This is a genomic window from Micromonospora sp. NPDC093243, assembly GCF_044753725.1.
Lineage (GTDB): Bacteria > Actinomycetota > Actinomycetes > Mycobacteriales > Micromonosporaceae > Micromonospora.
Genome location: NZ_JBIVNT010000002.1, coordinates 818655 through 838646 on the forward strand (window position 1 = coordinate 818655; position 19992 = coordinate 838646).

Consider the following 19992-nt stretch of genomic DNA (forward strand, 5'->3'; position numbering starts at 1 on the left):
ATCCGAACGACGAGGGGAGCACCAGTGATCGAACCGGAGGCGCTGACGGTCGAGGTCGCGGTGGCCGCGCCGATCGACCGGGTCTGGGCGGCGTTGACCGAGCCGGCGGAGATCGGGCAGTGGTTCGGCTGGGAGTACGACGGCCTGGCCGACGAGATCCGTCACATCTTCGTCGACCACGCCGAGCGCTTCCCGCCCGGCCGGCTGGCGATGGCCGACGGGTCCGAGGTCGTGCTCGCCGGCGACGGCGAGCGGACGCTGGTGCGGGTGGTCATGCCCGGTGACGGCGACGGCGGCTTCAACGTGATCCTGGAAGGCTGGCGGGCCTTCTTCGAGCAGCTGCGCTTCCTGCTCGAACGCCAACCGGTCGGGCCTCGGCGCACCGTCTACCTGACCGGTGCGGCCACCGGCGCGCAGCTGCTCGCCGCCCTGCCGGCAGGGGAGCCGTGGCACCGGAGCCGCTATCTGCGGATGGTGGTGGACGGCGACGGCCGACTGCTGACCGCCCTGGCCGAGCAGCCGCTCGACGCGGGCGAGGTGGCCCCGGTGAGCCTCACCGTCACCAGCTACGGCCTGGACGACGACGCCGCGGCCCGCCTCCGCGACGAGTGGAACGGCCGCTGGCACGCCGCGCTCCCACCGGCCCCCTGACGGTCGCCGACGAGGGTGGATCGGGCGAATGCCGCCCGAGGCTCGGGGGAGACGGACGATGATGGGCCGGTGGGCGCACTCGTGACGTTGGACCTGCCGAGCGACTCGCCGATGCTCGGCCTGCCGTGGATCATCACGCTCGGTCCGCTCGGCGACGACGACGAGTGGGAGCCGGTGGTCTGCGGCCCCTACGAGCGTCCGCACGCGCTCGCCCTGGCCGAGGCGGTGGTGGCCGACGAACAGCTGATGGCCGTCGTCGAGCCGCTGTTGCCGGCGCTCTCCGCCGAGGAGATCCGCAGCGAGATCGCCGCCGCCCAGATCGCGGCGGCGGACGAGGCCGCGCAGGTCGACCAGGCCGACCTCTACGGCGATTTCGAGGACACCATCGACGAGGAGCTGGACGCGGCGGCGGACGAGGTCGGCCACGGTGAGCGGGTTCTCCCGCCCACCGAGGCCGAGCTGCGCGCCGGATTCCACCGCATCGCCGAGATCCTCACCGCCAAGGGGGCGTGACCGCCCGGCCCGCGAGGGCTCAGGCGGGCATCCGTCGGCCCGGGCGATGTCGCGGGCCCGGCCGCCGAGGGGTCAGGGCCGGGTCGGCGGGGCGTCCAGGACGCAGAACTCGTTGTCCTCCGGGTCGGCGAGCACCACGAACTGCTCCTCCCCGGTCTGCCCGACGTCGGCCTGCCGGGCGCCGAGCCCGATCAGCCGCTGTACCTCCGCGCCCGGGTCGCCGTCGCTGACCAGGTCCAGGTGCAGCCGGTTCTTGCCCCGCTTCGCCGTGCCGGAGCCCTGCAGCCACACCGTGGGGCCGGTCGCGCCGTCGGCGGGCCAGAGTTTCGCGCTGCCGTCATCGCCCTGCTCGACGGTGTAACCGAGCGCCCCGGACCAGAACGTCACCATCAGGTCGAGGTCCTCGACGTCGAGGGTGTACTGCGTCACCCGTGCCACCATGTGCACCACCTCCGTCTGGTGCGGTACCCGGGCTGCGACGGGGCGACACGTGAGCCGCACCGACCATTGTGGTTTTCCGGTTCCGGGCGGACGTCGGCGCCCCGCGGGGCGGACCCCGCGAGACGCCGGCGCCACCTCACCCCCCACCACAAGGGGCCGGTAGCCCAGTCGCCCGTCGGCGCGGGGCACAACGGACGACCAGGTTGCTGAGGGCTTACCCGTTCAGCTCCGATCGAACCAGGCGGCGGCGTCCACCGGCAGCAGGTGCCCGGTGCCCTGCGCGGTGAGCGGTTCACTGGCGGCCAGCGGCCCGCCGTACCCGTCGATCAGCGCCGGGGCGCCGCTGATGTTCACCACGCAGGTCAGCACGGCGTCACCTGCGGCGCGGGTGAAGGCCAGCACGCCGGGCCCGGTCTCCAGCCAGGTGACCGGGCCGGCGTCGGCCGCCAGCGCCGGGTGTTCGCGTCGGATCCGCAGCGCGGCGCGGTAGAGCTCCAGGGTGGAGCCGGGGTCACCGGTCTGGGCGGCGACCGAGAGCGCACGCCAGGTGGCCGGGGCCGGCAGCCAGCTCAGCTCGCTGTCGGCCGGGCCGAATCCGTACGGCGCGAGTTCGCCGCTCCACGGGATCGGCACCCGGCAGCCGTCCCGGCTCTCGCCGGTACGCAGGAACGCCGGGTCCTGGCGCAGCTCGTCGGGCAGGTCCAGCACCTCCGGCAGGCCCAGCTCCTCGCCCTGGTAGAGGTAGGCGCAGCCGGGCAACGCGAGCATCAGCAGGGTGGCCGCGCGGGCCCGGCGCAGCCCCTCCGGCCCGTCGCCGTAGCGGGTCACGTGCCGCTGCTTGTCGTGGTTGGAGAGCACCCAGGTGGTCGGCGCGCCGACGATGGTCGACTCGGCCAGCGCGGTGTCGATGACCTTGCGGAACGAGTCGGCCGACCAGGTCGCGTCGAGGAAGTCGAAACTGAATGCCTGGTGCAGCTCGTCCGGGCCGATGTAGCGGGCCAGCCGCTGCGGCGTCTCGGCCCAGGCCTCCGCCACCGCCATCCGACCGCCGGGGTAGCTGTCCAGGATCGGCCGCCACGAGCGGTAGATGTCGTGCACCTCGTCCTGGTCGAAGTAGGGGAGCCGGCCCTTGCCGAGCAGCTCGACCTGGCGCTGGCCGGTGGTCAGCGTGCTGAATCCGACGTCGGGCAGCCCCTCGGCCTTGATCATTCCGTGCGCCACGTCGATCCGGAAGCCGTCCACGCCCCGGTCCAGCCAGAAGCGCAGTACGTCTTCGAACTCGGCGCGGACCTCGGGGTGCCGCCAGTTCAGGTCCGGCTGGGCCGGGTCGAACAGGTGCAGGTACCACTGGCCGTCCGGCACCCGGGTCCAGGCGGGGCCGCCGAAGATGCTCTCCCAGTCGTTGGGTGGCAGCTCGCCGTGCTCACCCCGGCCCTCGGCGAAGAGGTAGCGGGCCCGCTGCGGGGAGCCCGGGGCGGCGGCGAGCGCGGCGGTGAACCAGGGGTGCGCGCTCGAGGTGTGGTTCGGCACCAGGTCGACGATGATCCGCAGCCCGAGGGCGTGCGCGTCGGTGATCATCGCGTCGAAGTCGGCGAGGGTGCCGAACATCGGGTCGACGTCGCGGTAGTCGGCCACGTCGTAGCCGCCGTCCACCATGGGGGAGGTGTAGAAGGGGGTCAGCCAGAGCGCGTCCACCCCGAGGTCGCGCAGGTACGGCAGGCGCTCCCGAAGGCCCCGCAGATCACCGATGCCGTCGCCGTTCGCGTCGGCGAAGCTGCGGACGTAGACCTGGTAGACGACCGCGGAGCGCCACCAGTCCTCGGCGGCGTCGGTCGGCGGGTCGGCATGGGTGGCGGTCATCGGTGGCGTTTCCGTTCTCGGGCGCGTGACGTCGACACCCGGTGGTCTGGGGTGCGGTGGGTGTCTGAGCAGAATGCCGGCCGGGCGCTGCAAGAGTCAAGCAGCGCTTGCGCAAGAAATGATCGGCGTTGCGGGCCGCAACGCCCGGCCGGCGGGCCGGGTCAGGCCGGTACGGCCAGCGCGGGGGGTGTCGGGCGCCGCCGGGCCGACCCACCGGGCGCCGGGCGGGCCGGGTTCGCCGGCGCGACCGCGGTGGAGCCGCGGACCACCAGCTCCGGGCGGAACAGGTACTCGGAGTGCGGCGCGGCATGCCCGTTGATCTCGTCGACGAGGGCCCGGACGGCGGCCACCGCCATCGCGATCACCGGCTGCCGCATGGTGGTCAGTGGCGGGTCGGTGAAGGCCATCAGCGGCGAGTCGTCGTAGCCGACCACGGAGAGGTCGGTGGGGACCGTGAGGCCGCGCTGCCGGGCCGCCCGGACGGCGCCGAGCGCCATCAGGTCCGAGCCGCAGACGACGCCGGTGACGCCGCGGTCCAGCAACCGACCGGCGGCGGCCTCGCCACCCTCGACGCCGAAGAGGGTGAGTTCGGCGAGTTCGTCCAGTTCGGACTCGGTCAGCCCGGCCAGTCGGCGCATCGCGTCGCGCCAGCCGGCCACCTTGCGCTGCACCGGCACGAACCGGTCCGGGCCGGTGATCAGGCCGATCCGCCGGTGCCCGAGCGCGACCAGGTGGGCCACGGCCAGCTCGGCGGCCTCGCCGTCGTCGCAGGAGACGAAGGGGGCCGCCACGTCCGGCACGTACCCGTTGATCATCACGACCGGCAGCGGCCGGGCGATCAGGGCGCGGTAGCGCTCGTGGTTGGCGGCCGTGTCGGCGTGCAGGCCGGAGACGAAAACGATCCCGGAGACCTGCCGGTCCAGCAGCATCTCGACGTACTCGTCCTCGGTGACCCCGCCCGGGGTCTGGGTGCAGAGCACCGGGGTGAACCCGCTCTGCGCCAGGGTCGACTCGATGACCTGCGCGAAGGCGGGGAAGATCGGGTTGTCCAGCTCCGGCACCACCAGGCCGACCAGGCCTGCGCTGCGCTTGCGCAGCCGGGCCGGCCGCTCGTAGCCGAGCACGTCGAGGGCGGTGAGGACGGCCTGGCGGGTCTCCGGGGCCACACCGGGGCGGTCGTTGAGCACCCGCGACACCGTGGCCTCGCTGACTTCGGCCTGTTGGGCGATGTCGGACAGTCGAGCGCGCATGGCGGCACTTTAGCCCAAGGGCAAGTTCTTGCGTACGGTTCTGCAAGGTCTTCCATTCTTTGAAACCCCTTGCTAACGTCCCCGCAACACGCGACAGCAGCGGCGCCGTAACCGTGCGCCGGTTGGCAAGAACTTTCTCAGGTTCCCACTGGCGGGCGCCCTTCCCCCGGCGGACCCGCCACGACGACAGGAGTACCGATGCGCATCCGTACCGCGGGTGTGGTCGCCGTCTTCGCCCTGGCGCTCGCCGCCTCGGGCTGTGGCGGCGACAGCGACGAGCCGGCCACGAACGAATCCCCCAAGGCCGCCGGCGGCAAGCTGGTGATCTGGGCCGACGACAAGCGGACCGCCGCCCTCAAGCCGTTCGCCGAGAAGTTCGGCCAGGAGAACGGCGTCACCGTCGAGGTGCAGGCCGTCTCCAAGGACCTGCAGACCAACTTCGTGACCGCCTCGCAGCAGGGCAGCGGACCCGACGTCGTGGTCGGCGCGCACGACTGGATCGGCAACCTGGTGCAGAACGGCGCCATCGACCCGGTGCAGCTCGCCGCCGAGCAGAAGAGCGCGTTCAACGAGACCGCGGTCAAGGCGGTCACCTTCAACGGCCAGCTCTACGGTGCGCCGTACGCGATGGAGAACCTCGCCCTGATCCGCAACACCGAGCTGGCTCCCGAGGCGCCGAAGACCATCGAGGACCTGGTCGCCACCGGAAAGAAGCTCAAGGCGGACAAGAAGGCCAGCGAGATCCTCTGCCTCCAGTCCGGCCAGAACGGCGACGCGTACCACATCTACCCGCTCTACACCTCGGCCGGCGGCTACCTCTTCGGCACCGCGGCCAACGGCGACTACGACCCGAAGGACCTGGGCGTGGGCAAGCCGGAGTCGATCGAGGCGTTCAAGAAGATCGGCGCGCTCGGCGAGAAGGGCGAGGGGGCGCTGAAGCGCTCCATCACCGGCGAGAACTCGATCGCCACCTTCGGCGCCAAGAAGTGCGCCTTCCTGGTCTCCGGCCCGTGGGCCATCGCGGACGCCAAGAAGGCCGGCATCAAGTACGACATCTCCCCGGTCCCCGGCTTCGCCGGCGGCAAGGAGGCCCAGCCGTTCGTCGGCGTCCAGGCGTTCTACGTCGCGTCGAAGGGCAAGAACAAGGCGCTGGCGCAGGAGTTCGTGGCCAACTACGTGACCAAGCCGGACCTGGCCGTCGCGCTCTACAACGCCGAGCCCCGCCCGCCGGCGCTGACCGCCGCGCTCGACCAGGTCAAGGGCACCGACCCCGACCTGGCCAAGTTCACCGAGGCCGGCAAGAACGGCCAGGTGCTCCCGGCGATCCCGGCGATGGCCGCCATCTGGGACCCGTTCGGCAAGGCGGAGGCAGCCGTCATCGGCGGCGCCGACCCGGCCAAGACGATCACGGCGGCCGGCAAGACGATCGCTGGCCAGATCAAGTAATGAACGCGCCGCTGTCCGGCCCGGGGTCTGCCCAGCAGGCCCCGGGCCGGGAGCCCGTCGGCTCCCGGCCCCCGGGGCAACGCGCCGCGCGTGACCACGCGCCGACCACCCTGACCGGACTGGCGGTCAAGGTGGTCCTGCTCGGCCTGACCGCCGGCATCGCCACCTGGGCCGCCTTCCCGCTGGTCGAGGCGGAGAAGTGGGTCGGGCTGGCCCTGCTGGCGGCGACCACGGCCGGCCTGTTCTACCTCTACCTCACCCCCCGGCACATCCCGGCGAAGTACCTGGTTCCCGGAACGCTCTTCCTGATCGCGTTCCAGGTGTTCCCGGTGCTCTACACGGCGAGCACCGCCTTCACGAACTTCGGCGACGGGCACCGCGGCAGCAAGGACGACGCGGTCGTCGCCATCCAGACCGCCTCGGTCAAGCAGGTCCCCGGCTCCGTCGAGTACGCCCTCTCCATCGCCACGAAGGGTGACCCGGCCGCCGGTCCGCTGGTCTTCCTGGTCACCGACCCGAGCACCGGCACCGTCTCGGTCGGCGACGCCGAGGGGCTGCGCCAGCTCGACCCGGCCGACGTCACCGTCGCACCGGGCGGCAAGGTCACCGCCGCCGACGGCTACACCGTGCTGAACTTCGGCCAGGCCGGCGCTCGCGGTCAGGAGATCACCGACCTGGTCGTGCCGACCGTCGGCGGCGCGATCCGGTCCACCGGGCTGACCCGCGCCTACGAGGGCAAGGCGGTCCGGGCGTACGACGCCGGCTGCGACTGCGTGCGGGACAGCGAGACCGGCAAGTCCTGGTCGGCGGACGAGGAGACCGGCTCCTTCGTCGCCGCCGACGGCGAGCGGCTGGCCCAGGGTTGGAAAGTCAACGTCGGGCTCTCGAACTTCAGCCGGGTGCTGACCGACCCGAACATCTCCGGGCCGTTCTTCGGCACCCTGATCTGGAACTTCGGCTTCGCGATCGGCTCCACCGGGCTCACCTTCCTGCTCGGTATGGCCATCGCGCTGGCGCTGCACTCGCCGCGGGTGCGCGGCACCAACCTCTACCGGGTGCTGCTGATCCTGCCGTACGCCATGCCGTCGTTCGCGATGCTGCTGGTCTGGCGGGACATGTTCAACACCGACTTCGGCCTGGTCAACAACCTGTTCGGGCTCGGCGTCGACTGGTTCGGCCAGGACTGGTCGGCGCGGGCCGCGGTGCTGCTGGTGCAGCTCTGGCTCGGCTACCCGTACATGTTCCTGGTGGCCACCGGCGCGTTGCAGGCCATACCCGCGGAGCTGACCGAGGCGACGTCGGTCGACGGGGCGTCACCCTGGCAGTCGTTCCGCGCGGTGACCCTGCCGCTGCTGCTGGTCGCGCTCTCTCCGCTGCTGATCGCGTCGTTCGCGTACAACTTCAACAACATCAACGCGATCTGGCTGACCACCGAGGGCGGCCCGTTCCCGGCGGACAACCCGCGCAACGGGGCGACGGACCTGCTGATCACCTATACCTACCGGCTGGCCTTCGGTTCCCAGGGCGCCGAGTACGGCACGGCCGCCGCGGTCTCGATCTTCATCTTCGCGATCGTCGCGACCGTCTCGGCGATCAGCTTCCGACGTACCCGCAAGCAGGAGGAGGTGTACGCATGAGCGAGCGTCAGCGAGCGAATCATCGACTCAGGCCTCATGGCGGCACGGAGCGCAGCGGAGTGCCGGCATGAGCACGCTCAGCGGGGTCCGGACCGCCGGTGAAACGGCCAGTGGCGCGTCGGTCGTCAACCGCAACTCGCGCGGCGGGTCGAGGGGCCGTTGGTTCCGCCAGGTCGGCTGGCGGCACCTGGTCGGGGTGCTGGCGGTGGTGTTCAGCCTCTTCCCGATCGTGTTCGTGCTCTCCGCGGCACTCAACCCGCGCGGCACGCTCTCGTCCACCGAACTGGTGCCGACCGACGGGGTGTCGGTGGAGAACTTCGGCAACCTCTTCGCGCAGTTCGCGTTCGCCCGCTGGTTCGCCAACAGCCTGCTCGTCGCCGGTCTTGCCGCGCTGGTGTCGATCTTCCTTTCCGCGTTGGCGGCGTACGCCTTCTCCCGGATGCGCTTCGCGGGCCGCCGGATCGGGCTGCTCGCGCTGCTGCTGATCCAGATGTTTCCGCAGTTCCTGGCGGTCGTGGCGATCTTCCTGATCTTCACAACGATCACCGACCTGTGGCCGGGGATCGGCTTCAACACGCCCTGGGGGTTGTTCCTGCTCTACATGGGCGGTGCGCTGGGCGTGAACACCTGGCTGATGAAGGGCTTCTTCGACACCCTGCCGAGGGAGTTGGACGAGTCGGCCACCATGGACGGCGCGACGCACGCCCAGGTCTTCTTCCGGATCATGCTGCCGCTGGTCGCGCCGATCCTGGCGGTGACCGCGCTGCTCTCCTTCATCGGCACGATCAACGAGTTCATGCTCGCCAACGTGTTCCTCACCGACACCGAGTCGAAGACCCTCGCGGTCGGCATGTACGGCATGGTGGCCGGCGAGCGGAACAACAACTTCGGGATGTTCGCGGCGGCCACCCTGCTCACCGCGATCCCCACGGTGCTGGTCTTCCAACTCCTGCAGCGCTACATCGTCTCCGGCCTGACCTCCGGAGCGGTGAAAGGGTGAATCGGAGGGGTGGCCGCTCGTCGCCGAGGGCGAGGTGAGTGGTGCTACTCCGCGGCGTCGGTGTCGTGGTGCTACTCCGCGGCGTCGGTGTCGTGGTGCTACTCCGCGGAGTCGATGTCGGGTCCCGCGTTTTGAGGCGTCGGCACCGGGGTGCCCGGCCGGCCCGGCAGCGTCCGTCGCGTCCTTTGCTCTGCTTCAGCGACGGCAACGGCCACTGTCCGACATCCGGACGGTCGCCGTTGCCTCGGCTGAAACAGAGCAAAGGCGTCCGACGGGGACCGGCCTCGGCCCAGCCCAGCCCGGCCTCGGCTCAGCCCGGCCGGGTCACACCGCCCTGTCGCCCGCCGCCGCCAAGCCCGCCGTGCAACGCCCAGCCCAGCCCGCAACGGAAGGACCCCTGCCGTGCTCGCGCACCACGACGGCTCCGCTCTTCACGTACCCGAGCAGGAGCCCTCGCTCGGTGACACCGTCGACGTCTTCGTCCGGGCGCCGGCCGGCGCCGACGTCCGGCAGGTGCACGTCCGCACCACAGGTGACGGCGAACCCCGGTTCACCGAGGCGGTGGTGGACCGGGTCGACGGCGACGAGGTCTGGTGGCGTGCTCCGGTCGAGGTCCGCAACCCGGTCAGCAACTACCGCTTCCTGCTCACCGGCGGCCGTGGCCACCGCTGGCTGAACGCCGCCGGGGTGGTCGGCCACGACGTCCCGGACCACGGCGACTTCAAGCTGGTCAGTCACGCCCCGCCGCCGGCCTGGGCGCGGGACGCCGTGATCTATCAGATCTTCCCGGACCGGTTCGCCCGCTCCGCGAGCGCGGACGGCCGGGTGCTGCCGGACTGGGCGATCCCGTGCGACTGGGAGACGCCGGTGATCGGGCGGGGCCCGGAGACACCACACCAGTTCTACGGCGGCGACCTGGACGGCGTCGTCCAGCGGCTGGACCACCTGGACCGGCTCGGGGTGAACACCGTCTACCTGACCCCGATCTTCCCGGCCCGCTCCAACCACCGCTACGACGCGGCGAGCTTCGACACCGTCGACCCGCTGCTCGGCGGGGACGCCGCGCTGGCCCGGCTCGCCGACGCGGTGCACGCCCGCGGTTGGCGGCTGCTCGGCGACATCACCAGCAACCACACCGGCGACGCGCACCGCTGGTTCACCGCGGCCACCGCCGACGTCCGCGCTGCCGAGCGGGAGCTGTACTACTTCGACGAGGTGACCGGCGACTACGAGTCCTGGAACGGGGTCAGGTCGCTGCCGAAGTTGAACTGGGGCAGCGCCGAGCTGCGCCGTCGCTTCGCCACCGCGCCTGACTCGCTGCTGCGCCGCTGGCTTCGCGAGCCGTACCGGTTGGATGGCTGGCGGGTGGACGTGGCGAACATGACCGGTCGGCGGGGCGCCGACGCGTACACGCACGAGGTGGCCGCGCTGCTGCGGGCCGTGGTGGCGCAGACCCGGCCGGACGGCCTGGTGATGGCCGAGCACGGGCACGACCACACCGGTGACCTGGACCGCGACGGCTGGCACGGGACCATGAACTACGTCGGCTTCACCGACCCGGTCTGGTCCTGGCTGCGCCACGGCGATCAGCCGGTGCCGAACTTCCTGGGCACCCCGGGCGGGGTGCGCCGCCGGGACGCCGAGGCGGTGCTGTCCACCATGCACGCCTTCCGGTCACTGGTCTCCTGGCGCTCGTACACCCACTCGTGGCAGTTGCTCGGCTCGCACGACTCGGCCCGGATCCGGACCGTGGTCGGCGACGCCGCCCGGCAGGAGGTGGCGGCCGGGCTGCTCGCCACCATGCCCGGCACTCCGATGATCTTCGCCGGAGACGAACTCGGCCTGACCGGCGTCAACGGCGAGGGTTCGCGTACCCCGATGCCCTGGCACCGGCCGGAGAGCTGGGACGCGGGGACCTTCGCCGCGTACCGGTCGCTGCTCGCGCTGCGTCGCGCCGAGCCCGCGCTACGCCACGGCGGCCTGCGTTGGCTGCGCTCCGACCCGGACACTCTGATCTTCCTGCGTGAGTCACCGGCGGGCTCGGTGCTGGTGCTGGCCCGACGGTCGGCCGCCGAGCCGGTCCGGCTGACCGGGCTTCCGGTCGGCGAGAACCTGTACGGCGGCGCGCCCGCGCTGCGGCCCGACCGGGACGGCGCGGTGGCGCTGCCGGGCGACGGCCCCACCTTCCAGGTCTGGCGGCTGAGCTGAGCGCGGACACGCGCTCCGGCTGGCCGGTGCGGACCTCCGTAGGCGGGATTCAGACCGACCGCGGGGTCGCGCCGAGCAGGGCGGCCACCCCGGTCAGGTAGGTCGCGCGGTCGGGGACGCCGGTCAGCAGGCGCTGGATGAACCAGCCCGGGACCAGGCCGAACAGCGCCGCGCCGGCGGCCTCCGGGTCGGCGTCGGCGGGCAGCTCGCCGGAGCGCTGGGCCCGCCGGACCAGGGCCGTGAAGTGCTCGCGGAAGCCGGCGTACTTCTCGGCGACGAAGGCGGCCAGCGCGGGATCGCGCTGCGACTCGCCCCAGACCTGGATCGCGATGCGCAGCGCGCCGTCGTCCTCGAGCTGGGTCTCGATGTACGCCAGCACCCGGTCGAGCACCGCCAACAGCGGCAGCGGCGGGTCCTGGCGGGTCAGCTCGGTGAGCACCTGACCCGCGCCGCCGATCGCCTGCTCGGCGATCGCGTTGATCAGGTCGGTCTTGCTCGGGAAGTAGCGGTAGACCGCGCCCACCGAGAGATCCGCCTCGGCGATCACGTCCTGCATCGAGGTGCGGTGGAAGCCCTCCCGCAGAAAGCACCGGCGAGCGGCCTCGACGATCTGCCGGCGGCGGGCGGCGCGGTGTTCTTCGGAGACTCGTGGCACGCCACACAGTGTAAAGCGAACGTTCGTTCTTGACACATCGACGGCTCAGGGTTCACGCTCGTTTCAGAGAACGAGCGTTCGTTTTAGGAGACTGCCGTGTCCTCATCGCCCACCCGCAGCCGCTCGCCGTTGCAGCTCGCCCTCCTGGTCGCCGTCCTGGCGGTGGCGGTGCAGGCGCTGCTCGTACCGCTCTTCGCCGCCCCGGCGGCCAATCTCGCCCCCCGTGACCTGCCGATCGCCGTCGCCGGGCCGGCACCCGTGGCCGGGGAACTGGCCGGCCGACTCGCCGCGGGCCGGCCCGGCGCCTTCGCGGTGACCACCCTGCCGGATGCCGAGGCGGCCGACCGGGCGCTGCGTGACCGCGAGGTCTACGCGGCCTTCGTGGCCGGCCCGGACGGCGTCACCCTGCACACCGCACCCGCCGCCAGCCCGACGGTCGCCGCCCTGCTCGCCGAGGCGGCCGGGCAGCTCTCCGCCGGCCGGCCGGTGCCCGTCGTCCCGGTGGTCCCCGCCGATCCGGACGACCCCCGTGGTGCCGGGTTCGCCGCCGGCTTCCTGCCGTTCGCGATGACCAGCCTGCTGGCCGGTGCGCTGCTGACCCTGTTGGTGCGCGGGCGGGCCGCCCGGCTGGCCGGGCTGGCGGCGTACGCCGTGCTCGCCGGGGCGGCGGGTGTCGTCGTGCTGCACGACTGGCTGGGCGTGATCGGCGGGGACCGGCTCGCCGAGGGAGGCGTGATCGGGCTCTTCGCGCTCGCCGCCGCGGCCACCGTCGCCGGGCTGGGTGCGGTGCTCGGCCGGCCGGGGATCGGGCTGGGCGCACTGCTGGTCTTCCTGGTCGGTAACCCGCTCTCGGCGGTTTCCGCCGCCCCGGAGCTGCTGCCGCAGCCCTGGGGCGAGATCGGGCAGTGGCTGCCGGTCGGCGCGGGCGGCACCGCGCTGCGCTCCGCCGCCTTCTTCGGTGGCGCCGGCGCCGGCCAGGCGATGGCGATCCTCGCCGGATACGCCGTGACGGGATTGCTCCTGGTCCTGCTCGCCCGGCGGGCCGGATCGGCGCCGGCGGTCGGCGGTCCGGCGGCGGCCGAGCGTGCCGCGGTGCCCGCGGGCTGACCGGCCGGGCCGCAGGCCGGACGGCGGCCGTCTGCCCTGCTCGGCGGGCCGCGGCTCGCCGCGCCCGCCGCCCCCCTACTACAAAGTGTCGTTGATAGGGGAGGATGGTGCCCGTGGAAGCACTGAGGCTGATCCTTCTCTACGTCCATCTCGTCGGGTTCGCGTTGCTGCTGGGCGGTTCGATCGCCCAGTACGCGAGCGGCCGGCTGCGGATCAACGCGGCCATGCTCTGGGGTGCCGTGATCCAGCTGCTGACCGGTATCGGGCTCAGCGCGCCGCTGCGCGACGGGGACGAGCCGGCACCGGCGAAGCTTGTTACGAAGGGCGTCATCGCGCTGCTGATCTTCGTAATGGTCTTCTTCTCCCGCAAGCGGGCCGACGTCAACCGGGGTCACTTCCTCGCAATTGTCGGGTTGACCCTGGTCAACGCGGCGGTGGCGGTGTTCTGGCGGTAACGTCAGGCTTGCGGCGACGTCCGCGAAACCGGACGTTTCGCCACGCCTGGGCGCGCGTCTACCGGCACGAAGAGTGATCTGCCCCACCGAAGGGTTACGTAGGGGTAACAGGCACTCAACAGTCGTGCACGATTGTCGGCCGGTGGGTGGGCGCGGGCGTACGCTCCCGTCCGTAACGTGGGACGCCGGCGGCACAGCGCAAGCCGGCTCAAGGGCTGCCACCGCACTAGGCGCGGTGTGCAATGGGAAGGAGACGTCTTGCGCTCGGTGCGTGGGATGCGGATCGCCTCGATCGTGGCGGCGGGTGGGCTCGTGCTGAGCGCCGCCGCCTGTGGCGAGGCGCCGGATGAGAACAACGGCGCCGGTGACGGCGGCAAGAAGTTCACCGCCTGCATGGTGACCGACGTCGGCGGCATCGACGACAAGTCGTTCAACACCTCGGCCTGGAAGGGTCTCGAGGAGGCCAAGGCCGCCAACGGCAACATCGAGACCAAGTTCGTGGCCTCGAAGGCCGAGGCGGACTACGAGCCGAACCTGACGCAGTTCGTCAACCAGAAGTGCGACTTCATCCTGGCTGTCGGTGGCCTGATGGCCAACGCGACCTCGAAGATCGCCAAGGCGAACCCGAACCAGCAGTTCGGCATCGTCGACGCCAACCCGGGTGACGCCAACGTCTACCCGATGCAGTTCGACACCGCGCAGGCCGCCTTCCAGGCCGGCTACCTCGCCGCCGGGATGAGCAAGACCGGCAAGGTGGGCACCTACGGTGGCCTGCCGATCCCGCCGGTGACCATCTTCATGGACGGCTTCGTCGACGGCGTCGCGCACTACAACAAGACCAAGGGCAAGAACGTCCAGGCGCTGGGCTGGAACAAGGAGACCCAGAAGGGTTCCTTCACCAACGACTTCGCCAAGCAGGACGAGGGCAAGAAGGTCTCCGACACGCTGGTCGCCCAGGGTGCGGACATCATCATGCCGGTCGCCGGCGGCTCCGGCCTCGGCACCACCGCCGCGGCCAAGGCCTCGGGTGGCAAGTACAGCACCATCTGGGTGGACGTCGACGGCTGCGAGAGCACGCCGGACTGCTCCGCGATCCTGACCACCGTGGTCAAGAACATCCCGGAGGCCGTCAAGGAGGCCGTGCTCAAGGCCGCCGGTGGCGAGAAGCTTCCGGCCCAGCCGGGCTTCGTCGGCACCCTGGCCAACACCGGCGTCTCGATCGCCCCGTACCACGACTTCGACAGCAAGGTTCCGGCCGAGCTGAAGGCCGAGGTCGACAAGATCAAGGCGGACATCTCCGCCGGCACCATCACCGTCACCTCGAAGGCCCAGCCGACCAAGTGACGACTGGCCGGTCCCACCGGTGAGATCATCGGGTGGAGCCGGCGGTAACAGGTACGACCGATCCGGCCGCTCCGGCCCGGCGGGGGCATTCACCCCGGCGGGCCGGAGCGGCCGATCGCGCGCCCGCCACGGCGCCCGGCCCGGTCAGCGGGCGGGTCGACCGGCAGCTACGCTGCACCATCGCTCGCACTCCAGGAGGTTGCGCTGAGACTCGAACTGCGCGGCATCACCAAGCGGTTCGGTGATCTGGTCGCCAACGATCACATCGACCTGACGGTGGAGCCTGGAGAGATTCACGCCCTGCTCGGCGAGAACGGCGCGGGCAAGTCGACCCTGATGAACGTGCTCTACGGGCTCTATCAGCCCGACGAGGGCGAGATCCTTGTCGACGGCGAGCCGCTGAAGCTGAAGGGTCCGTCCGACGCGATCGCCGCCGGGATCGGCATGGTGCACCAGCACTTCATGCTGGTGCCGGTCTTCACGGTGGCCGAGAACATCATGCTCGGCGCCGAACAGGTGCGGGGCGGTATCGCCGGTTTCCTGGACCGGCGGCGAGCCCGCCGCCAGGTCACCGCGGTCTCCGAGCGATACAACCTGCGGGTCGACCCGGATGCGGTGATCGAGGACCTGCCGGTCGGCATCCAGCAGCGGGTGGAGATCGTCAAGGCGCTCACCCGTGACGTCGACCTGCTCATCCTCGACGAGCCGACCGCGGTGCTCACCCCGCAGGAGACCGAGGAACTGCTGGCCGTCATGCGGTCGCTCAAGGCCGCCGGCAAGTCGATCGTCTTCATCACCCACAAGCTCGGTGAGGTGAAGGCGATCGCCGACCGGATCACCGTGATCCGGCGCGGCAAGACGGTCGGCACGGCCTCCCCCGAGGCGAGCCGGGACGAGCTGGCCGCGCTGATGGTCGGCCGTAACGTCCGGCTCACCGTGGAGAAGGCCCAGGCCACCCCGGGCCGGCCCGTGCTCGAGGTCGCCGGGCTGGTGGTGGACGACGACCGGCAGATCCGCGCGGTCGACGGCATCGACCTGACCGTGCGCGCCGGTGAGGTGCTCGGCGTGGCGGGTGTGCAGGGCAACGGCCAGACCGAGTTGATCGAGGCGATCATGGGCCTGCGCCCGGTGCTCGCCGGCACGGTCACCCTCGACGGCGACCGGATCGACGGCTGGGCGACCAAGAAGGTGCTCCGGGCCGGCGTCGGCTACGTGCCCGAGGACCGCAGCGTCGACGGGCTGGTCAAGGAGTTCAGCGTCGCCGAGAACCTGGTGCTGGACATCTACGACCGGGCGCCGTTCGGCAAGGGACTCTCGCTCAAGCCGGACGCCATCGCCGCCTCGGCGAAGGAGCGGATCGCGCAGTTCGACGTGCGCACCTCCTCGGCCGACGCGCCGGTGGGCACCCTCTCCGGCGGCAACCAGCAGAAGGTGATCGTGGCCCGGGAGCTCTCCCGACCACTGAAGCTCTTCATCGCCGCCCAGCCGACCCGCGGCGTGGACGTGGGATCCATCGAGTTCATCCACAGCCGGGTCATCCGGGAGCGGGACATCGGCACCGCCGTCATGGTCGTCTCCAGCGAGCTGGACGAGGTGATCGGGCTGGCCGACCGGATCGCGGTGATGTACCGCGGCCGGATCATCGGCATCGTCGGCCCGGAGACCCCGCGCGAGGAGATCGGCCTGCTGATGGCCGGCATCGCGCCGGACGTGGCGGCCGAACAGGTTCGTGGCCCGGCGGCCGAGCCGGCCGACGGCGCGGCGTCCGGGCAGACCGGTGGCGCGGCGGCGAGCGACGGTGGCGCGGCGTCCGCCGAGGGCCCAGGTAGCGAGGACGAGGCATGAGCGAGCGCAGCGAGCGAATCATCAGGTGCAGTGCGGCCGAGCCTCATGCCGGCGCGGAGCGCAGCGGAGTGCCGGCATGAGCAAGCGCAGCGAGCGAATCATCAGGTGCAGTGCGGCCGAGCCTCATGCCGGCGCGGAGCGCAGCGGAGTGCCGGCATGAGCGACCCCATTCCGCAGTCGGGTTCGCCCGACAAGGAGCCGGCGAGCAAGGCGCAGGCGGCGCAGAACGCGCTCGGCAACACCGAGCGGGCGGAGCCGGCGACGACGCCGCAGAGCGGCGCGCCCGAGCCGCGGCCCTCGCTCGGCCGGCTGTTCCTGGACAACCTCTGGGCGGCCAACACCTTCACGGTCACCCTGCTCTCGCTGGTGCTGGCGATCGTGGTCGGCGGCATCCTGATGATCATCTCGGATCCGGAAGTCCTGTCGACCTACTCCTACATCACCGCCCGCCCGTCGGACGCGTTCAGCGCCAGCTGGACGCTGGTCAGCGAGGCGTACGCCAACCTGTTCAAGGGCTCCGTCTTCGACCCGGAGGCCTTCTCGGGCTGGTTGAACGGTGACAACGGGTGGCAGGCGGTGCTCGCGCCGATCTCCGAGACGCTCACCTACACCGCGCCGCTGGTCTTCACCGGCCTCTCGGTGGCGCTCGCCTTCCGCGGCGGTCTGTTCAACATCGGCGCCCAGGGCCAGGCCACCATCGGCGTGATCCTGGCCGCGTTGGCCGGCTTCCTGCTGCCACTCCCGCCCGGCCTGCACCTGCTCGTCGCGGTGCTCGCCGGTGCCCTCGGCGGTGCGATCTGGGGCTTCATCCCGGGCATCCTCAAGGCGCGCACCGGCGCGCACGAGGTGATCATCACGATCATGCTCAACTACGTCGCCACGTACTTCCTGACCTGGCTCATCGTGCAGAACGGCGTGCAGGACCCGACGCGTACCGACGCGATCAGCAAGGCCGTGGACCCCTCGGCCCAGCTGCCCCGGCTGCTCGGCGACAACCTCCGGGTGCACTCCGGCATCCTGCTCGCCGTGCTGGCCACCTGGGCGGTGGCGTGGCTGCTCAACCGCTCCACGCTCGGCTTCGAGCTGCGGGCCGTGGGCGCCAACCCGGACGCCGCCCGCACCGCCGGCATCAGCGTCACCCGGACGTTCGTCCTCATCATGGTGTTCGCCGGACTCCTGGCCGGCCTGGGCGGCTCGAACATGGTGCTCGGCTCGACCGCCAGCGCGCTCACGCCGCTGGTGGTGGCGCAGATCGGCTTCGACGGAATCCTGGTGGCGCTGCTCGGCCGCCTGAAGCCGTGGGGCGTCGCGCTCGCCGCGCTGCTCTTCGGCGCACTCCAGGCCGGCGGCAACCGGATGCAGTCGTACTCCGGGATCTCGCTGGAGCTGGTCACCGTGCTCCAGGCGCTGATCGTCATCTTCATCGCCGCGCCGGCCCTGGTGAAGGCGATCTTCCAGCTCCGGGCCGCACGGGCCGCCCGGCTGCAGACGAGCCTGGCGAAGGGCTGGTAACTCATGTCCACCATGGCTGTCCCCGACGTCGCGGTTGCTCCGGTCGACGAGGGCTTCTGGACCCGTAGCCGCAAGGCTGGCCTCGTGCTGCTGGCACTCGGCCTGCTGGCCGCGGTGCTGTTCGGCGCGCTCGCCACCGACCAGCAGGCCCGGTTCACACTCAGCGAGGACGCCGCCGGCGCCGCCCTGGAGATCAACGGCACGGTCGGCGGGATCCTCTTCGGGGCGATCGCGGCCGCCGCCGGCGCGGCGCTGCTCGCCGGGCTCCCGAAGCGCTGGTTCCTCACCGTGCTCGGCGTGGGGCTGGTCGGCTTCGTGCTCTCCTTCCTCTGCTGGCAGGTCTCCGCGGCTCCGACCGGGCAGAACTTCATGCCGCTGGTCAACATCCTGCGGGGCACCTTCATCCTGGCCCTGCCGCTGATCTTCGGCGCGCTCGCCGGGGTGCTCTGCGAGCGCTCCGGTGTGGTGAACGTGGCCATCGAGGGGCAGCTGCTGATGGGGGCGTTCAGCGGCGCGCTCTTCGGGAGCATCTCCGGCAGCGTCTGGGTAGGTCTGGTCGCGGCGGCGATCGGCGGTGCGACCATCTCGCTGCTGTTGGCGGTCTTCTCCATCCGCTACCTGGTCGACCAGACCGTCATGGGCATCGTGCTGAACCTGCTCGCGGTGGGCGTCACCGGCTTCCTCTACGAGCGGCTGATGCAGACCAACGCGGAGAAGTACAACAGCGCGCCCCGTTTCAGCAACTGGGAGATCCCGCTGCTCAAGGACATCCCGGTGCTCGGGCCGGCGCTGTTCCGGGGCAACATCTTCCTCTACCTCGGCCTGCTGCTGGTGCTGGTGATCCACCTCGGGCTGTTCCGCACCCGGTGGGGTCTGCGGACCCGCTCGGTCGGCGAGCACCCGATCGCCGCCGACACACTCGGCGTCCGGGTGCTCGGGCTGCGCTACCGCAACGTGCTGCTGGCCGGTGTGGTCGCCGGCATCGGCGGCGCGTCGTACACGCTGGCGCTGTACTCGTTCACCAAGAACATGATCGGCGGCAAGGGCTTCATCGCGCTGGCTGCGCTGATCTTCGGCCGGTGGAACCCGACCGGCGCGCTGCTCGCCGCGCTCTTCTTCGGCTTCGCCGACCAGCTCGCCACCTACCTGGGCGCGATCAACAGTGTGATCCCCAGCCAGTTCCTGGCCATGCTGCCCTACCTGGCGACGATCCTGGCGGTGGCCGGGCTGGTCGGTAGGGTGCGGGCACCGGCCGCGGACGGCAAGCCGTACATCAAGGGCTGACGGGGAGAGCACCACATGGAGATCGACTGGACCCAACTGCGCGCCGCCGCCGTCGAGGTGATGCGGCATGCGTACGCCCCGTACTCGAAGTTTCCGGTCGGGGCGGCCGCCCTGGTCGACGACGGCCGGGTGGTGGTCGGCTGCAACGTGGAGAACGCCGCGTACGGCGTCGTGCTCTGCGCCGAGTGCGGCGTGGTCTCCTCGCTGCACGCCACCGGTGGCGGCCGGCTGGTCGCGCTCTCCTGCGTGGACGCGACCGGCGAGCCGCTGATGCCCTGCGGCCGGTGCCGGCAGCTGCTCTGGGAGAACGGCGGCCCGGAGTGCCTGGTCGAGACGAAGGGCCGCCCGCTACGGATGGCCGAGCTGCTGCCGCACGCGTTCGGCGTGGAAGACCTGGACGCGGTGATCGGGGAGACCCCGCTGCCGGTGGTGCCGGAGCGGCTGGCCGCCTGGCGAGGCCGGGGCACGGTCTTCGTGCACGCCGACCTCAACGCCGGCCAGCAGGTCTGGACGGCGTACTGGGAGCGGTCCGCCGGGGACGACGCGCAGGCCGAGACCGGGGTGCTGGAAGAGGGCCCGAGCTGGGACGACCCGGCTGAGGCGATCACCTGGGGGCTGGCCCGTACGCCCCGGGTGGTGGTCGTCGACGCGAACGGCGGCATCTTCTGGGCCGGCGAGGGCGAGCCGCCGATGGAGATCCCTGTTCGCTGGGGTTGATCGTGGTTGAGCTTCAGGGCCGGGGCCGACCGCGCCCGGCTCCGGGCGGTCAGGCTTGATCCCTCCG

General features: G+C 71.5%; 17 protein-coding genes. 13 read left to right on the forward strand and 4 right to left on the reverse strand.

Features of this window, described 5'->3' with window-relative positions:
* Positions 1-24: 24 nt before the first annotated feature.
* Together ACIP9D_RS08690 and ACIP9D_RS08695 are read left to right on the forward strand one after the other, a co-directional pair.
* Positions 25-651 (forward strand): SRPBCC domain-containing protein, encoded by a 627-nt coding sequence (locus ACIP9D_RS08690; protein WP_350867471.1) that lies wholly within the window; start codon positions 25-27, stop codon positions 649-651.
* A gap of 69 nt (positions 652-720) precedes the next feature.
* Complete coding sequence (locus ACIP9D_RS08695) at positions 721-1164, forward strand: hypothetical protein (protein ID WP_350867469.1); 444 nt, start codon at positions 721-723, stop codon at positions 1162-1164.
* Positions 1165-1236: 72 nt separating this feature from the next.
* Here the strand turns inward: ACIP9D_RS08695 and ACIP9D_RS08700 are convergent, their stop codons facing one another.
* From ACIP9D_RS08700 to ACIP9D_RS08710, 3 genes are all read right to left on the reverse strand, one after another.
* On the reverse strand, positions 1237-1605 hold the full coding sequence (locus tag ACIP9D_RS08700) for a VOC family protein (protein ID WP_350867467.1): 369 nt from the start codon (positions 1603-1605) through the stop codon (positions 1237-1239).
* Positions 1606-1827: 222 nt separating this feature from the next.
* Positions 1828-3465: a glycoside hydrolase family 13 protein gene (locus tag ACIP9D_RS08705; RefSeq protein WP_350867466.1), complete on the reverse strand. Its 1638-nt coding sequence runs from the start codon at positions 3463-3465 to the stop codon at positions 1828-1830.
* Positions 3466-3626: 161 nt separating this feature from the next.
* The gene (locus ACIP9D_RS08710; protein ID WP_350867465.1) at positions 3627-4715 is read right to left on the reverse strand and encodes a LacI family DNA-binding transcriptional regulator; all 1089 of its coding nucleotides are present in this window, start codon (positions 4713-4715) and stop codon (positions 3627-3629) included.
* 198 nt (positions 4716-4913) lie between these two features.
* Between ACIP9D_RS08710 and ACIP9D_RS08715 the strand changes: the two genes are divergently transcribed.
* The 4 genes from ACIP9D_RS08715 to ACIP9D_RS08730 all read left to right on the forward strand — a co-directional run bounded on the left by ACIP9D_RS08715 (position 4914) and on the right by ACIP9D_RS08730 (position 11006).
* A complete protein-coding gene (locus ACIP9D_RS08715; RefSeq protein WP_350867463.1) occupies positions 4914-6161 on the forward strand; it encodes a maltose ABC transporter substrate-binding protein in 1248 nt (415 codons plus the stop codon).
* Complete coding sequence (locus tag ACIP9D_RS08720; protein WP_350867461.1) at positions 6161-7798, forward strand: ABC transporter permease subunit; 1638 nt, start codon at positions 6161-6163, stop codon at positions 7796-7798. The genes ACIP9D_RS08715 and ACIP9D_RS08720 overlap by 1 nt, the downstream gene beginning before the upstream one ends.
* Positions 7799-7865: 67 nt before the next feature.
* The gene (locus tag ACIP9D_RS08725; RefSeq protein ID WP_350867459.1) at positions 7866-8798 is read left to right on the forward strand and encodes a sugar ABC transporter permease; all 933 of its coding nucleotides are present in this window, start codon (positions 7866-7868) and stop codon (positions 8796-8798) included.
* A 402-nt stretch (positions 8799-9200) separates the two neighbouring features.
* Positions 9201-11006, forward strand: coding sequence for a glycoside hydrolase family 13 protein (locus ACIP9D_RS08730; protein WP_350867458.1), 1806 nt, complete (start codon positions 9201-9203; stop codon positions 11004-11006).
* A gap of 49 nt (positions 11007-11055) precedes the next feature.
* Here the strand turns inward: ACIP9D_RS08730 and ACIP9D_RS08735 are convergent, their stop codons facing one another.
* Entirely contained in the window at positions 11056-11661 is a 606-nt protein-coding gene (locus tag ACIP9D_RS08735) for a TetR/AcrR family transcriptional regulator (RefSeq protein ID WP_350867456.1), read from the reverse strand.
* Positions 11662-11757: 96 nt separating this feature from the next.
* Between ACIP9D_RS08735 and ACIP9D_RS08740 the strand changes: the two genes are divergently transcribed.
* The 7 genes from ACIP9D_RS08740 (at position 11758) to ACIP9D_RS08770 (ending at position 19925) form a co-directional block, all read left to right on the forward strand.
* A complete protein-coding gene (locus tag ACIP9D_RS08740; RefSeq protein ID WP_350867454.1) occupies positions 11758-12768 on the forward strand; it encodes a hypothetical protein in 1011 nt (336 codons plus the stop codon).
* 113 nt (positions 12769-12881) lie between these two features.
* A complete protein-coding gene (locus ACIP9D_RS08745) occupies positions 12882-13223 on the forward strand; it encodes a hypothetical protein (RefSeq protein WP_350867453.1) in 342 nt (113 codons plus the stop codon).
* 276 nt (positions 13224-13499) lie between these two features.
* Positions 13500-14567 (forward strand): BMP family ABC transporter substrate-binding protein, encoded by a 1068-nt coding sequence (locus ACIP9D_RS08750; protein WP_350868777.1) that lies wholly within the window; start codon positions 13500-13502, stop codon positions 14565-14567.
* Between the two features lie 264 nt (positions 14568-14831).
* Complete coding sequence (locus ACIP9D_RS08755) at positions 14832-16412, forward strand: ABC transporter ATP-binding protein (RefSeq protein ID WP_400449608.1); 1581 nt, start codon at positions 14832-14834, stop codon at positions 16410-16412.
* A 156-nt stretch (positions 16413-16568) separates the two neighbouring features.
* Positions 16569-17924: an ABC transporter permease gene (locus tag ACIP9D_RS08760; protein WP_350867451.1), complete on the forward strand. Its 1356-nt coding sequence runs from the start codon at positions 16569-16571 to the stop codon at positions 17922-17924.
* Positions 17925-17927: 3 nt separating this feature from the next.
* Entirely contained in the window at positions 17928-19208 is a 1281-nt protein-coding gene (locus ACIP9D_RS08765; RefSeq protein ID WP_350867449.1) for an ABC transporter permease, read from the forward strand.
* 15 nt (positions 19209-19223) lie between these two features.
* Complete coding sequence (locus ACIP9D_RS08770; RefSeq protein ID WP_350867447.1) at positions 19224-19925, forward strand: cytidine deaminase; 702 nt, start codon at positions 19224-19226, stop codon at positions 19923-19925.
* Positions 19926-19992 lie beyond the last annotated feature (67 nt).

Coding starts and splice junctions, on each gene's coding strand:
- ACIP9D_RS08700 (WP_350867467.1), bottom strand. CDS start 1,605: ATGGTGGCACGGGTGACGCAGTACACCCTCGACGTCGAGGACCTCGAC.
- ACIP9D_RS08705 (WP_350867466.1), bottom strand. CDS start 3,465: ATGACCGCCACCCATGCCGACCCGCCGACCGACGCCGCCGAGGACTGG.
- ACIP9D_RS08710 (WP_350867465.1), bottom strand. CDS start 4,715: ATGCGCGCTCGACTGTCCGACATCGCCCAACAGGCCGAAGTCAGCGAG.
- ACIP9D_RS08715 (WP_350867463.1), top strand. CDS start 4,914: ATGCGCATCCGTACCGCGGGTGTGGTCGCCGTCTTCGCCCTGGCGCTC.
- ACIP9D_RS08720 (WP_350867461.1), top strand. CDS start 6,161: ATGAACGCGCCGCTGTCCGGCCCGGGGTCTGCCCAGCAGGCCCCGGGC.
- ACIP9D_RS08725 (WP_350867459.1), top strand. CDS start 7,866: ATGAGCACGCTCAGCGGGGTCCGGACCGCCGGTGAAACGGCCAGTGGC.
- ACIP9D_RS08750 (WP_350868777.1), top strand. CDS start 13,500: ATGCGGATCGCCTCGATCGTGGCGGCGGGTGGGCTCGTGCTGAGCGCC.
- ACIP9D_RS08760 (WP_350867451.1), top strand. CDS start 16,569: ATGAGCGACCCCATTCCGCAGTCGGGTTCGCCCGACAAGGAGCCGGCG.
- ACIP9D_RS08765 (WP_350867449.1), top strand. CDS start 17,928: ATGTCCACCATGGCTGTCCCCGACGTCGCGGTTGCTCCGGTCGACGAG.
- ACIP9D_RS08770 (WP_350867447.1), top strand. CDS start 19,224: ATGGAGATCGACTGGACCCAACTGCGCGCCGCCGCCGTCGAGGTGATG.